At 62.1% G+C, this 14,482-nt stretch carries 10 protein-coding genes; 9 read left to right on the top strand and 1 reads right to left on the bottom strand.

From position 1 onward, the window contains the following. Positions 1 to 119: 119 nt before the first annotated feature. A complete protein-coding gene (locus tag FDG13_RS12170) occupies positions 120 to 1,325 on the top strand; it encodes an imelysin family protein (protein ID WP_180127996.1) in 1,206 nt (401 codons plus the stop codon). 193 nt (positions 1,326 to 1,518) lie between these two features. On the opposite strand, the gene FDG13_RS12165 is transcribed toward FDG13_RS12170, so the two are convergent. Beyond that, complete coding sequence (locus FDG13_RS12165; protein ID WP_180127994.1) at positions 1,519 to 1,860, bottom strand: c-type cytochrome; 342 nt, start codon at positions 1,858 to 1,860, stop codon at positions 1,519 to 1,521. 197 nt (positions 1,861 to 2,057) lie between these two features. Here FDG13_RS12165 and FDG13_RS12160 point away from each other — a divergent pair, with 197 nt between their 5' ends. The 8 genes from FDG13_RS12160 (at position 2,058) to FDG13_RS12125 (ending at position 14,335) form a co-directional block, all read left to right on the top strand. After that, positions 2,058 to 4,289: a TonB-dependent hemoglobin/transferrin/lactoferrin family receptor gene (locus FDG13_RS12160; protein WP_180127992.1), complete on the top strand. Its 2,232-nt coding sequence runs from the start codon at positions 2,058 to 2,060 to the stop codon at positions 4,287 to 4,289. Positions 4,290 to 4,298: 9 nt separating this feature from the next. Then, positions 4,299 to 8,351 carry a cobaltochelatase subunit CobN gene (cobN, locus tag FDG13_RS12155; protein WP_180127990.1) on the top strand — a complete coding sequence of 1,351 codons (4,053 nt, stop codon included), beginning with the start codon at positions 4,299 to 4,301 and terminating at the stop codon, positions 8,349 to 8,351. Then, positions 8,348 to 9,268, top strand: coding sequence for a ChaN family lipoprotein (locus tag FDG13_RS12150; RefSeq protein WP_180127988.1), 921 nt, complete (start codon positions 8,348 to 8,350; stop codon positions 9,266 to 9,268). Before cobN ends, FDG13_RS12150 begins: the two co-directional genes overlap by 4 nt. 11 nt (positions 9,269 to 9,279) lie before the next feature. Next, positions 9,280 to 9,756, top strand: coding sequence for a MotA/TolQ/ExbB proton channel family protein (locus FDG13_RS12145; protein ID WP_255435218.1), 477 nt, complete (start codon positions 9,280 to 9,282; stop codon positions 9,754 to 9,756). 2 nt (positions 9,757 to 9,758) lie between these two features. Then, a complete protein-coding gene (locus tag FDG13_RS12140) occupies positions 9,759 to 10,067 on the top strand; it encodes a DUF2149 domain-containing protein (protein ID WP_218942716.1) in 309 nt (102 codons plus the stop codon). A 316-nt stretch (positions 10,068 to 10,383) separates the two neighbouring features. Next, positions 10,384 to 11,856, top strand: a complete 1,473-nt coding sequence (locus FDG13_RS12135; RefSeq protein ID WP_180127985.1) for a di-heme oxidoredictase family protein — start codon at positions 10,384 to 10,386, stop codon at positions 11,854 to 11,856. Positions 11,857 to 11,946: 90 nt separating this feature from the next. Continuing rightward, positions 11,947 to 13,119, top strand: a complete 1,173-nt coding sequence (locus FDG13_RS12130) for an imelysin family protein (RefSeq protein WP_180127983.1) — start codon at positions 11,947 to 11,949, stop codon at positions 13,117 to 13,119. Positions 13,120 to 13,126: 7 nt separating this feature from the next. Continuing rightward, positions 13,127 to 14,335 carry a DUF1513 domain-containing protein gene (locus tag FDG13_RS12125; protein ID WP_180127981.1) on the top strand — a complete coding sequence of 403 codons (1,209 nt, stop codon included), beginning with the start codon at positions 13,127 to 13,129 and terminating at the stop codon, positions 14,333 to 14,335. Positions 14,336 to 14,482 lie beyond the last annotated feature (147 nt).

The following is a 14,482-nucleotide window of genomic DNA, read 5'->3' as shown; positions in this document are numbered from 1 at the left end:
GGCTGGTGAAGGCTGGCTGCAGTGGGGTGAAGGCAGCCGCCGAAAATTTAGTCTATCACAAATACGAATCGTTCTTATTGTGAAATATCATACGTTGTTCACTCACCACAAGGACCCTCATGAAACTTCACTCCCTGTCTTTGGCAACCGCCCTCGCCCTCGGTTCTTTGACCGTGCCCGCGCTTTTGCCAAGCGCATCAGCCCAGACCTCGGTCGCCGCCGCCAGCAACCAAACCAGCGTGACCCACGCCGCCGTGGTGACGCAATACGCCACACTGGTGCACGCCAACTACCAGGACGTGCACCAGGCGGCCGTCGCACTGCAGACCGCTGTCAACAGCTTTTTGGCCAATCCCTCCAGCGCCACGCAGGATGCCGCCAAACAAGCCTGGCTGAACGCCCGTGAGGCTTATGGCCAGACCGAGGCCTTCCGTTTTTACGGCGGTCCGATCGACAGCGACAGTGGCCCGGAAGGCCGCATGAACGCCTGGCCGATGGACGAGTCCTTTGTGGACTCGGTCAAAGACAAACCCAACGCGGGCCTGATCAACAACAAAAAATTTGCCATCAACCGCAAAAGCCTGATCGCCCAGAACGAGCGTGGTGGTGAAGAAAACATTGCCACCGGTTGGCACGCCGTCGAGTTCTTCCTGTGGGGCCAGGACTTGTCCGAAACCGGTCCCGGTGCGCGCAGTTTTGAAGACTTTGTCGACGGCAAAGCACCCAACGCCGAGCGCCGCCGCCTGTACCTGAAAACGGTGACGGACCTGCTGGTGGATGACAGCGCCAGCCTGGTCAAGGCCTGGGCACCCGATGTCAAGGGCAACTACCGCGCCAAGTTCGAGAAAGGTGGCAAGGAGTCTGTGCGCAAGATGCTGGTTGGTCTGGGTTCACTGTCACGCGGTGAACTCGCCGGTGAGCGGCTGGAAGTGGCGCTCAACAGCCAGGACCAGGAAGACGAACACTCCTGCTTCTCAGACAACACCCATCGCGATGCCGCCACCAACGCCAAAGGCATCCAGAACGTCTGGCTCGGCAGCTACAAACGGTTGGACGGCACCGTGGTCAGCGGCCCCTCGTTACGCGACCTGACCGCGCTGACCGACGCGGCTCTGGCCGAAAAAACCTCACAGCAAATCGCCCAGTCGGTAGCCGCTGCCGAGGCCATCCAGGCCCCGTTTGACCGCGAAATCATGGGCGCCAAAGACGCCCCGGGTCGCCAGCGTATCCAGAAAACCATCGCCAGCCTGACCCAACAAAGCAAAGACCTGGTGGCCGCTGCCAGCGCGGTGGGCATCAAGAAGCTGACCCTGGTCGAGCCGTGAAGCTGACCCGGTTGCCAACGCAACTGGTCATTATGTAAGAAATTGGCCTCCATCCCTTATTCCATAAGGGATGATAGCTATTGTTTTTAATATATCTGCACCGGCAGTCGAGTGCAGTTGCCCAACCAAGCGCCCTGCCCCTGACGCTTTCAGCAACATCCGCGCCAGTTCATGGGCGGGTGTTCAATACCCCCTACTGAAGGCTGAGAATCCACTTGGCCAGTTTGCTGGCATCGGCCGGGCTCACCGAGGCATTGGCCGGCATAAACGGCAAGCTGGCCTGACCTTCCTTTTGCCAACCCATACCCGCAGGCATCGGTGTGCCTTTGAGGATGTGTTGCGCCAATGTGGCCTCTGCGTCTTTTTTACCTTTGTATTTTTTGGCCACCGCCTTGTAGGCCGGCCCCAACACCTTGGCTTCGACCGTATGGCAGGCCAGGCAGCCCTTGGCTTTGGCCAGCGCTTCGTCTGCTTGCGCCGCACCGGCCAACAACAGACCAGCACCAAACAACAGAGATAGCTTGATTGACTTCATTGTGTGTCTCTCCATTCATGAAAGAAAACGCTCCGTCTGAGCATCGGATAACCATCTTATCTTAAATGCGAATGCTTCTCATATAGAATGAAAGGCTTATCTAGCAAGCCAAGCCAGACCAGTTCATCGCACACAGATTGCCCAGCGTTGAACACCAGCAGAGCCAGCCACATCACACACTTCTTAAAGGATGTTTCATGGCGAATTGGCGTACTTCTGGTGATTTTTCTCTGACCAAACTCTCCCTGTGCCTGGGGCTTGCTTGGGGCACGGCCGCAAGCTGGGGGCAAACCGCACTGGCGAACGAACCACAGGCACAAACCTCTGCCACACTCAAAGTGGTGGTGGTCAGCGGCAGCCGTGTGGAGCAAGAACTCGATGATGTGCCAGCCACCATCACCACCATCACCGCGCAAGATATCGCCAACCAGAATCCAACCGATCTGGAGGATTTGCTCAAAAACGAAGTGGGTGTCTCGGTGCGGGCCCAGCCGAACCGAGCCTCTGGCGTGTTCTACAACACCGGCCGCGGTGGCAACGAGGGGGTCAACATCCGAGGCCTGGAGGGTGACCAGGTGCGTCTGCAGGTGGACGGTGTGAGTCTGCCCGCCACCTACGAAAGTGGCCCTTATGCCGCCGGACGTGGCGACACACTGGAGTCAGAAGGTTACAAACGTGTGGAGATCTTGCGCGGTGCATCGAGCACCCAATTTGGCTCCGACGGGCTGGCCGGTGCGGTGAGTTTCCTGACCAAGGACCCGTCCGACCTGCTGACCCTGGGCAATACGACCCAGTTCAACCTGAAAACTGCCTATGCGTCGGCCGACCACTCGGTGCAAGTCGCGCCCAGTTTTGCCTTCAAGGGTGACACCGTACAAGGCATGATCCTGACCAGCTTCCGGCGTGGCCACGAAACCGACAACATGGGCACCAACGATGTGGCCAACCTGAACCGCACCACGCCCAACCCGTCCGACACCGAGGTGGACTACCTGCTGTCCAAACTGATCTTCAACCCGGGCGGTGGTCATCAGGTCAAACTGACCATGGAAACACTGGACCGGCAGAACGACACCAACATCCTGAGCTTTTTTGGTGACCCGTTCACCGTAGCGACACTCACCAAAGTGGACGCGCGGGAAAACATCTCCCGCGATCTGGCCAAGATCGATTACCAGTACATCCCCACCCAAGCGACCTGGTTTGATGTTCTGCTCACCAGCGTCTACGGCCAGCGCTCCGTCAACCACCAATACGGCTTTGAGGCCCGCTCCACCAATCCGCTGGTGCGCACCCGCGACACCGACTATTCGGAAGACACGGTGGGTGGCAGCATCCAGTTTGAAAGCAGCGCCGGGCGCGACATTCCCCACAGAATGGTGTATGGGCTGGATGTGGCGCGGACGCAGGTGGCCTTGGTCAAAGAGGGCTACAACAGCAGTGGCACCGCGTTTGTCAACAACACCAGTTTCCCGGACACCGACTACAGCACCTTTGGCGCCTTCGTGCAGGACGAGATCAACTTAGGCGCGGTCAGTGTGACCCCCGGTTTGCGCTTCGACAGCTTCAAGCTCTCACCCAAAACCAGCGCGCTCTACCAGGTCAACAACCAGACCACACCGTCCGAACTGAGTGACTCCGCGCTTTCACCCAAACTCGGTATGGTGTGGCGACTGGCACCCATGACCAACTTCTTCACCCAGTACGCCCACGGCTTTCGTGCACCCAAAGCCAGCCAGGTCAATGGTGGTGTAACCAACCTGACAGCGACAGATCCCTACACCTCCATCGGCAACCCCAACCTCAAGGCCGAAACCAGTGACACCCTTGAAGTGGGCCTGCGCGGCGGTGATGCCACGCGCCGCTACAGCGTCAGTGCTTTTCGCGGCAAATACAAGGACTTCATCGCCAGCAATGTGCTGATCACGGACAACACCAGGCCTACACCCGACGTGTACCAAAGCATCAACCTCAACAATGTCACCATCCAAGGTGTCGAATTCCGTGGGGACTGGTCCTTTGCCAAAGGCTGGACAGTTTCAGCGGCCTACGCCCATGCCGAAGGTGACTCGATCAACAATGGTGTGAAAAAACCTCTGGACACCATTGACCCAGACAAACTGGTGCTGGGGCTGCGCTACACCCATGGCGCCAGCTGGGGTGTGGAGAGTGTGTTCAAAGCCGTTGATCGCAAAAAACGCAACCCCAACGCCAGCGGTTACACACCCGGCGGTTACTCGGTGATGGATGTCTCTGGTTGGTACGCGTTCAGCAAAGCCACCCGGTTGACAGCAGGCATCAACAACCTGTTTGACCGTAAATACGTCGAATGGGCCGATGTCCGCAGTCTGAGTGCCAGCAGCAATGTGGTGGATGCCTACAGCCAGCCCGGTCGCAACTTCACGGTCAGCCTGACCCATAGCTTTTAAGCTCAACCAATGTGTTGTTTATCACTTGCCCAGCGCTTTGCGCTGCGGCTGCTGGCTTGGTGTTGTTTGCTGTGTTTGCCACTGACATCCTTCGCCGCATCGGTGCTGTTTGTCACCACCAGCCCGATCACACCCGGCAAGTTTCGGGTTTTGTCGGCGGTGGCAGCGCCTTATGGCATCCAGGTCGAAGCCAGGTTTGTTGAAAAACTCGGCAACGTCGACGCCAGCCTCTGGCAAGGGTTTGACGCGGTGATGTTTGACGCACCGCGCGACCACATCCAGGAGGCCATATCCGCCAAAGTGAAAGACGCACTGCCCGCCCTGGCGCTGGCCAGAACACCCGTTTTGTGGTTACACACCAGCCAGCCGCAATGGCAACACCTACCCGACGACCTGGCAAAACGCCTGCACGCCTACTACGTGAATGGTGGGCGCACCAACAACGCGGGCTTTTTTGCCACCCTGGCCGCCCATCTGGCGCGCCAACCCTGGCAACACCTGGCCCCACCCCAGGTGTTTGCCGCCACAGCCATCTACCACCCCAAGGCGCCCCAACTGGTGTTTGACAACACCGCAGCCTACCTGCGCTGGAGGGGTGATGTGCGGGGCAAACCAGTGGTGGCCATCGCCTTTCACCAACAGGCCATCGCCGCAGAACAAACCGGCCTGATCGACGACCTGATCACCCGCATCGAGGCCGCTGGCGCGGTGCCTCTGGCTTTTTACAGCCCGGTGATGGACAACAGCGCCATCACCCGGCTGCTGGCTCCCGAAGGCCAAGCGCTGGCCAACGTGCTGATCAGCACCCAGATTTTGCTCAATCCAGAAGGCCGCCGCGCCGAGTTTGACAAGCTGGGCATCCCGGTGATCCAGGCCATGGCTTACCGAAAAGCGGATGCCGATGTGTGGGCGCAAGATCCGGTGGGCATCAGCCTCATGGACGTACCCTTCTACCTGTCGCAACCTGAATATGCCGGTGTGTTGGATGTGATGGTGGCCGCTGCCACCAACAAAGCCAGCGAACAGGTTCAAGCCATTCCCGAGCAAACGGCGGCGGTGGTCGGCAAAGCCCTGGCCCTGGCCCGCTTGAACCGGCTGGCCAATGCCGACAAAAAGGTGGCCTTCATGTTCTGGAACTACCCGCCGGGCGAGAAAAACCTGGGGGCCTCCTTCATGAACCTGCCCACCAGCCTGGAGGCCACGCTGGCGGCCATGAAGGCAGCAGGTTACCGCACTGAGACACCCGATGCGGCCACACTGACGCGCCAGATGCAGCGCCTGCTCAAACCCTTTTACCGTCCCGGCACCGTGGCCGATGAAATGGACGCACTGGTACGTGACGGCCTGGCTGAACTGATGCCGCTGGCCACCTACAAAACCTGGCTGGCCAGCCTGCCCGACGCGCAGCGCGAGGCCTGGGTAACGGCTGTGGGTCACCCTGACAAGTCGGTATTTCTGGTGCAGAGGGATGGCAAAACCTACTTTGCGATTCCGCGCCTGAAACTCGGCAACATCAGCATCCTGCCGCAACCACCTCGTGGTGAACCCGCGGGGGGTGGTGTGTATGCCAAAAACAAAGCCATCTACCACTCCAGCAGCGCGGCACCGCCACACTCCTACATGGCAGGCTATTTGTGGATGCGTGAGCAGTTCAAGGCCGATGCCTTGATCCACTACGGCACCCACGGTACCCAAGAGTGGCTACCCGGCAAAGAGCGCGGCCTGTCGGTGACCGACTACGCCTTGCTGGCGATTGGCAACGTGCCGGTGATTTACCCCTACATCGTTGACAACATTGGCGAGGCGGTGCAGACCAAACGGCGTGGCCGTGCGGTCAACATCAGCTACCAGACCCCGCCATTTGCCCCGGCCGGGCTGCACTCGGTGCTGACCCAGTTGCACGACGATTTACACGCCTGGCTGGCCCAGGATGAAGGTGTGGTCAAAGAGCAGTTGCGCGCCCAGCTTATGGCAACCGTGGCCAAGGAACGCATTGACCTGGACATGGGCTGGAGCCAGACGCGCATGGCGCAGGAATTTCCGACCTTTGTCAACGCCCTGCACGACCATTTGCACGAACTGGCCCAGACCGCGCAACCCTTGGGTTTGCACACCTTTGGCAAAGGTGCGGGCGAACACGGCCAACTGGCCACCGTGTTGATGATGCTCGGGGCACCATTCTGGGAAGCCACGGCGGTGTTTGTGGACGGCAACAACAAACAGGCGGATGAAGCCGTCGTGACGGACTTCAGCAAAATCGCGCAGACCGCGCCCTACCAACTGTTGCGCCGCCATCTGGTGCAAGGCGCAGCCGTGGACACCCTGCCACCCAAACTCCGGGCCATGGTGGCCCAAGGCCAACGCTGGTTCACCGACCTGCAGGCGGAAGGTGAAACCCGTGGTCTGCTGGCGGCGCTGGACGGCCGCTACATCCCCACGTCTTACGGCGGTGACCCGATCAAAAACCCCGACAGCCTGCCCACCGGGCGTAACCTGTACGGCTTTGACCCGTCCCGTGTGCCGACCCAGGCCGCCTGGAAGGCAGGCCAGGAAGCGCTGGACAAACTGGTGGCGGCGCACCGGCAGAAAACCGGTGTGATGCCATCCAAATTCACCTTCTCTCTCTGGTCGGTCGAAACCATGCGCCACCAGGGCCTGCTCGAAGCACAGGCACTCTGGGCGATGGGTGTCGAGCCGGTCTGGGATGCAGGCGGACGGGTGGTGGACGTCAAGCTGGTGCCACGCCAGACCCTGGGTCGACCGCGCATTGACGTGGTGTTGTCCGCCACCGGCCTGTACCGCGACCACTTTCCCAACGTGTTGAAACAGCTGGCGCGGGCGGCGCAACTGGCCGCACAGGCCACCAACGAGGCCGACAACGCGGTGGCCCACAACACCCGCACGGTGGCGGGGCAACTGGCAGCGCAGGGCTGGCGCACCGAGGCCGCCCAGAAAGCTGGCGAAACCCGGATTTTCGCCAGCGCATCAGGCAACTACGGCTCCGGCCTGGACGATGCGGCCCTGGCCACCGACACCTGGAAGAGCAAGGCCGAAGGTGACCGCAAAATGGCCGAGCTGTACCTGCGCAAAATGCAGTTTGCCTATGGCCCGGATGAGGCCGATTGGGGCAAAAGTGGCGCCGATCTGGCCAGTGCGGCCGGAGCCGATGGCAGCACAGCTGTCAACCTGTACGCGACCCAGCTCAAAGGCACTCAGGCGGCGGTGCTGGCGCGCAGCTCCAACCTGTACGGCATGCTCACCACCGACGACCCGTTCCAGTACCTGGGTGGCATTGCCGCAGCGGTGCGTTACATCGACGGCAAAGCGCCGGAGCTGTTGATCTCGAACCTGCGTGGCACGGGCTCAGGCAAGGCGGAAGATGCCGCCAGCTTTTTGGCCAAGGAACTGGCCACACGCAACTTTCACCCAGGCCATATCCAGGCGCTGATGAAAGAGGGTTATGCCGGCACCACCCAGATGCTCGACAGCCTCAACAACTTCACCGGCTGGACCACGGTGGCACGCGAGATCGTGCGTGATGACCAGTGGCAGGAGTTTGCCGACGTGTATGTGCGCGATAAACACCAACTGGGCATCACGCAGTGGATGGAGCGCAACAATCCGCATGCCCTGGCGCAGATGATGGAACGCATGCTGGAGATGGCACGCCAGGGTTACTGGCAAGCCGATAGCGCCACCGTCGACGAGTTGAAAGCACGCTACAAGGACCTGGCCCAACGCTTTGACGTGCGCACCGACAACCGCAGCCTGCAGGAATTTGTCGGTTTGCCAGGTTACGGCCTGAGCCAATCACAGGTGCCCCAGGAGGCCTTGATGAGCCCCTCAGCCCCTCGCGCTGTCAACCGGCCCGTCGCTGCGCCAGCTGCGGCCCCCGTTCCCCAACCGGCGCCAGCGCCTGTGCCACCCCAGATCACCGGTTTGAAACTGGAGTCTGTGCAGCCTGAGACTCCAAATGCCTTGGAGCCCTTGTTATTGCTCGCACTATCGCTATTATTTTTGGCACCGCTGGCAGGTGCCTGGCAACAATGGAGAACAACATGAGACCCTGGTTACCCCTGCTCACTTTGAGCCTGATACTGACGGCCTGTGCCAGCCCACCCGCCGACACCACGCCAAGCCATGCGTTGACGGACCGCATCTGGGATGTGCGTTCGGGTCAGTTCATCAGCTCCCAACAAGCGTTTCAGCGCGCAGGCGCCAGCCGTTATGTCTTGCTCGGTGAAAAACACGACAGTGCCATCCACCATGCACGCCAGTTGCAGGTGCTGCAAGCGCTGGCAGACCAGGGGCGACAACCCGCCCTGGCGCTGGAGCAATTCGATGTCCAACACCAGAGCGCCCTGAGCGCTGCGCAACACAGCGGCACCACCGATGCCGAAGCCCTGGCCGACGCGGGCCAACTCCATCGCGAGGGCTGGCGCTGGCCGATGTACAAGGCTCTCATCAGCCACGCCGCGCAGCAGCATTGGCCCTTGCTGGCGGCCAACCTGTCGCGCGCTGACGCACGCAACATCGCCCTGGGCAAAGTGGCACCCGAGTTGCCGGTGTTGTCTGCAACCCAGATGGCCCACCTGGAAGACGACGTGGTTGAAGGCCACTGTGGTCACCGCCCCAACCCCCAACTGCTGACCCGCATCGTGGCGGCACAACGGGCACGTGACCTGCAGATGGCCCAGGTGCTGGACAGCGTGCCCGGCCCGGTGGTGCTGGTGGCTGGCGCCGGCCATTTGCGCAGCGACCGCGCTGTGCCCCAGTACCTGGCCGAACCCAGCCGGGCTCTGAGCATCGCTTTTGTGGAGGTGCTTGACGGCAGGCTCAACCCCCGTGACTACGACAGCGCCGGGTTTGACCTGCTGTGGTTCACCGCCGCCACACCCCGGCCCGATGCCTGCGCCAAACCGCTGACCGGCCTGGTGGCCCCTGCCGCCGCACCAGCCCAGCCCCCAGAATCCAAATGAAAGAAAGTTCCATGATTGAATTGTTGATGTACCAGGTGGGCCAGCTGTTTTTGCTGCCGGTGTTGGGGCTGGTCGCCCTGCTGTTTGTCTACGCGCTCTACGCGCTGGGTGCCTTTGTGGTGCAGGCTTTGCAGCGGCGCCAGCCCCAGCAGGGCCGGGGGTTCCCGCTGCTGCGCCACGCCGAGAAGTTCCCGCAGGCCAGTGAAGATGAGCTGGACTTGTTTGCCCACAAGCTGCTGGAGCCCGAATGCCTGGCCAGCCGGATTGCCCCCATGCTGGGCCTGGTCGGCACCATGATCCCGATGGGGCCAGCCCTCAAATCCTTGTCCGATGGCAACCTGGCGCAGGTGTCGGGCAGCCTCACGGTGGCGTTTTCGGCGGTGATTCTGGCGCTGATTGCGGCCAGCATCACCTACTGGGTGGCCAATGTGCGCCGCCGCTGGCTGGCCGAAGAAATGGTGATCCTGCAGCAAAGGGCCAAAGCATGAGCCTGAAATTGCTCCACGAACCCGAGAACGACGACCCGATCCTGTCGGTGGTCAACATCATCGACATCTTTCTGGTGATCATCGCCGCCTTGTTGATCACCGTGGCGCAAAACCCGATGCTCAACAGCTTCAGCCAGCGTGACGTGACCGTGATCACCGATGCAGGCAAACCGACCATGGAAATGATGGTGAAAAAGGGCGAAAAAATCGAGCGCTACAAAGCCAGCGGCCAGATCGGTCAGGGTGAAGGCGCCAAGGCTGGCACCGCCTACCGGATGAAGGACGGCGGCATCGTCTACGTGCCGGAGTAAGCCTCGGGTTGACAAGCGCCCGAATGGTGGTGCCAGGGTTTGCCGACCACCTTGATGCCACTTCAATGAGAACGGTTCTTGTTTGTATACTGTGGCCAAGCCGCTTCTTGCCAGTTGTGGCCTGCAGACAGCTTTGTCACCCTCATCACACCCACCCGCATGAAATCTCACAACCTGCGTTGCTGCCCCACCGTCACACCAGACACGTGGTCGGGCGCCGTGCAGGTCTGCCAGAGTTACAAGCCAAAAGTGCCTCTAGCCCTTATTTAAAAAGGGCTAGCAGCTATTTATTTTGAAGAACATCAAGCCAGTCCCCATGCAGCTTTCTCTGACCTCCTCCGCTCCAGCCACGCGCTGGCCGTTCACCACCGGGGCCCAGCCTCTGCTACTCACGGCGACGCTTGGGCTGCTGCTGGCCACACCCCTGCACGCGGCCGAGACGAGCCCGCCCCCCGGAGAACTCACGGGTGGCGCCACCACCGTGTGGGTGGATGGCAAAAACGCGTTCTCTTTGCCCGCCGCCAACCTGAGCGACGAGGAACGCACCCGGTTTGCGATTGGCAACTCGTTTTTCAAACGCAACTGGGTCGAGGCACCCGCCTCCACCAAGGTGCGCGACGGTCTGGGCCCGCATTTCATCGCGCGCTCCTGCGGCGGCTGCCACGCGCTCGATGGCCGGGGCCGCCCGCCCGAGGTCAAAGCTGGCCGCCATGAGCAGCCGGTGGGCTTGCTGATGCGCCTGTCGGTACCCGGTGTGGCCGACCCGCACGAAGGTGTATTGCCCGAGCCGACCTATGGCGGCCAGTTCAACAATGCCGCCGTGCAAGGCGTGCGCCCCGAGGGTGAGGTCACGTTGCGCACCACACCCGTGCGTGGCCGTTTTACCGACGGCAGCCGCTACACCCTGCAGCAGCCGGTGTATGGCTTCAGGCAACTGGCCTATGGCCCGATGTCACCCAAGGTGTTGGTCAGCCCGCGTGTGGCGCCGCAGCTGATGGGCATTGGCCTGCTGGAGGCGATTGCCGAGGCCGACATCCTGCAAAACGCCGCCGACCAGGCGGCCAGCCCCGGCCCCATCAAAGGCCAAGTCAACCGAGTGTGGGACGCGGTGGCGCAAAAAGAAATGGTAGGACGCTTCGGCTGGAAGGCCAATGTGGCCAGCATCGCCCACCAGACGGCGGGCGCCTTCCGCGGTGACATCGGCATCACCTCGGTCTGGGCACCCGGTGAGGGCTGTACCCCGGTGCAGAAAGATTGCCTGCAAGCGGCCAGTGGCGGCCACGGCGGCGCTTTTGAGATCGACCAGTCCACGCTGGAAGACGTGGTGTTTTACCAGGCGGTGCTGGCCCCGGTGGCACGGCGCCAGATCAACAACCCGCAGGTGCGCCAGGGCCAGGCGCTGTTTGAGCAGGCCGGTTGCGCCAGCTGCCACCGCCCGAGTTACACCACCCACCAGGGGCCCAACCCCAGCATGAGCAGCCCGACCCTCAACGGCCAGACCATCTGGCCCTATACCGACTTGCTGCTGCATGACATGGGCCCGGGCCTGGCCGACGGACGGCCCGACTTTGCCGCCAGTGGCAGCCAGTGGAAAACCCCGGCGCTGTGGGGCATCGGCCTGATCCAGGCGGTCAACGGACACACCCGGCTGTTGCACGATGGCCGCGCCAATGGGGTGCTCGAAGCGGTGTTGTGGCATGGCGGCGAGGCGCAGGCGGCGCAACAGCAGGTCCTGCAGATGAGCCGCACCCAACGTGCGGCGCTGGTGAAGTTTGTGGAATCGCTTTAAATGCTCTTTATTTCAGAGCTATATCCCCTTATTAAAAAAGGGCTGGAGGCCAATTTGACGCATCAAACCACACCCCATCAAGGTCTGCCCTTGACACCAGGCAGCGGGCCTGCGCGCAGACTGGCGCTGGCACTCGGCAGCGCCCTGCTGACGGTGGCCAGCCACGCAGCCACACCATCAGCCACCCAGGTACTGATGCCCATGTATTCCCCCGCCGAGGTGATGCAAGGCCTGTACAGCCAACATTTACCACCGCTGTCACAGCGCTTTGCCGCCGAGGCAGACGCCCTGGTGACTGCCACCCAGCAGTATTGCCAGAGCTTGCCCACACCTGGGACTCCGTTGCCTGCCCGGCAAGCCGCCTGGACCCGCTTGCACACCCAATGGCAACACACCATGCTGGCCTGGGAAAGCCTGTCCACCCCGGCGGTCGGGCCGATGTTGACCCGCCGCTCACAACGCCAGATCGACTTCTGGCCAACCCGCCCAGAGCTGCTTACCAAAGCGCTCGCCAAAGCGCCGCAGACCCTGGCCGACATGGAAACCGTGGGCACCCTCGCCAAAGGTTTGCCCGCCATGGAGCTGCTGATGACACAGTGGCGGCCAGTGGCAGCAGGCCAACGCAGCGGGTCGATCACCCCTTCTGAGGCCAGCTGCCGCTACCTGGGCCTGCTGGCGCAGGGCGTGCAGGTCGAGGCCACGGAGCTGGGTACGGAACTGACCACCTGGGCAGCCAAAGACTGGGAGCAGACCCCGGACGACACTGCCATCGCGATGGCCGAGTGGGTCAACCAGTGGCTGGGCGGGCTGGAGCGCCTGCGCTGGGCCCATCTGGATAAACCCCTCAAAACCGCACAAACCCTGGGTGAGACACGCAAAAACAGCCTCCCTCAATTCGCCCGCATGGGGCGCGAGACCAATCTGGCAGGCTGGCGCGCCCAATGGCACAGCCTGCTGGCCCAAGGACGGCTGAGCGAGGCGCAACGGAGCCAGCCACCCACACCAGGCCAGGCACTGGTGCCGATTGAGGCGCTGTTGCTGGGCCAGGGCCAGATCGCGCTGGCCCAACGCTGGGCCCAGGCGCTGGATGCGGTCAACACCCGCATCAACCAGTTGCCCGCCCAGACCAGCTCGCGTGCAGCCGAACAGCGTGAGCTGCTGGCGCTGACCGCCGCACTCAAAGCGGTGACGGTGTTGTTCCAGAGCGAGGTGGCCAGTGCCCTCGACATTGCGCTGGGCTTTTCCGATGCCGATGGGGATTAGACCGCTCATGCAGACGCTGACACGCCGCGCCGCCTTACAAAGCCTGGGCCTGAGCGCCCTGACACTGCTGCCGCTGGGGTCAGCACTTGGCGCCACGGTCAGCCACACAACACGCAAGCGCCCCAGCGGGCAGCGTTTTGCCGCCTGCTGGGACAACTCACAGAGCCAGCATTTCGCCGGTTGGCTGCAGCTCGATGCCAGCGGCCAACTGACAACGCTGCACCAGCTGGAACTGCCCACACGGGGCCACGGCCTGGCCCTGCTGCCCGACGGCAGCCTGCTGGTGGCCGCACGCCGCCCGGGCGATTGGCTGATCCGACTGACGCCCGGCCAACCCGCCCAGTGGTTGTGGCAAGCCAGTGACCGGGTGTTCAGCGGCCATGTGTTGGTGAGTGCGGACGGCTTGCGCATCTACACCACCGAAATCGACACCAACAACGGCCAGGGCCTGCTGGGGGTGCGTGACGCCCGCACCCTGCAGCTGCAGACAGAATACAAGACTTTTGGGCTGGATCCCCATGCTCTACTTGGGCTACCAGCTACCCATTCAATAGCAAAGACACATCCTCTGGCTGGCATGTTGTTTGTCGCCAATGGTGGCATCGACACCAGCATCGAAACCGGGCGTGTCAAACGCCAACTGCAGCAGATGGACCCCAGCATCTGCTGCCTGCACCCCGATACCGGTGAGTGGCTGGGCCAGTGGCGTTTGCCAGACCCGCGCCTGAGCCTGCGCCACCTGGCTTGGGCGCAGCCCGACCCCAGCCAGGCCAGCAACACACCCACCCTGGGCATTGCCTTGCAGGCCGAACATGACGACCCAGCCCTCAAAGCCGCCGCACCGCTGCTGGCCCGGCTGAGCTGGGCCGATCAAGCCGAAGGCGCCTTGTCTCTGGCCACTGGCCAACCAGCACTCGCGGGTTACGGCGGGGACGTCACCGTGGCCGGGCGGGGTCAACACGCGCAGTTTCTGGTCAGCGCCACCCGGGGCCAGGTGGTGGCTCGGTATGCATTGGATGGTCAGTATCTGGGCAGCACCCCCCTGGCCGAGGCCGGTGCCCTGGCGGTAGACGCCAGTTCGGTCTGGGTCGGTGGGCGTGCGGGTGTGATGCAGGTGGCCACCGGGGCAGAGGTCAATCAGGCCAACACCACCCTGCCCGGCCAGTTGCACGCCTGGGCCAGCGGCCGGGTCGACAACCACTGGCTCCACGCCTGAGCGCTCAAACAGCAGCTTTGAGCAGGGGGCCCGGCACGGGCCCCAAACCACCTTGAGCCGGGTCAATAGTTGTGGCTTGTTTGATCTTTGTCACAAACAATGCGAATCATTCCTATTAATATGCCAGTCATTCCACCAGCCCGTGAA

Origin of the sequence: Rhodoferax sp. BLA1, assembly GCF_013416775.1 — a bacterium.
In the GTDB taxonomy this organism is placed as follows: domain Bacteria; phylum Pseudomonadota; class Gammaproteobacteria; order Burkholderiales; family Burkholderiaceae_C; genus Rhodoferax.
The sequence above is the reverse complement of the archived record's forward strand: the minus strand, read 5'-3'. Positions and strand labels throughout refer to the sequence as shown.

Excerpts from the sequence above, each read along its gene's own strand:
- FDG13_RS12170 (WP_180127996.1), top strand. The coding sequence starts at position 120 with ATGAAACTTCACTCCCTGTCTTTGGCAACCGCCCTCGCCCTCGGTTCT.
- FDG13_RS12165 (WP_180127994.1), bottom strand. The coding sequence starts at position 1,860 with ATGAAGTCAATCAAGCTATCTCTGTTGTTTGGTGCTGGTCTGTTGTTG.
- FDG13_RS12160 (WP_180127992.1), top strand. The coding sequence starts at position 2,058 with ATGGCGAATTGGCGTACTTCTGGTGATTTTTCTCTGACCAAACTCTCC.
- cobN (WP_180127990.1), top strand. The coding sequence starts at position 4,299 with ATGTGTTGTTTATCACTTGCCCAGCGCTTTGCGCTGCGGCTGCTGGCT.
- FDG13_RS12150 (WP_180127988.1), top strand. The coding sequence starts at position 8,348 with ATGAGACCCTGGTTACCCCTGCTCACTTTGAGCCTGATACTGACGGCC.
- FDG13_RS12145 (WP_255435218.1), top strand. The coding sequence starts at position 9,280 with ATGATTGAATTGTTGATGTACCAGGTGGGCCAGCTGTTTTTGCTGCCG.
- FDG13_RS12135 (WP_180127985.1), top strand. The coding sequence starts at position 10,384 with ATGCAGCTTTCTCTGACCTCCTCCGCTCCAGCCACGCGCTGGCCGTTC.
- FDG13_RS12125 (WP_180127981.1), top strand. The coding sequence starts at position 13,127 with ATGCAGACGCTGACACGCCGCGCCGCCTTACAAAGCCTGGGCCTGAGC.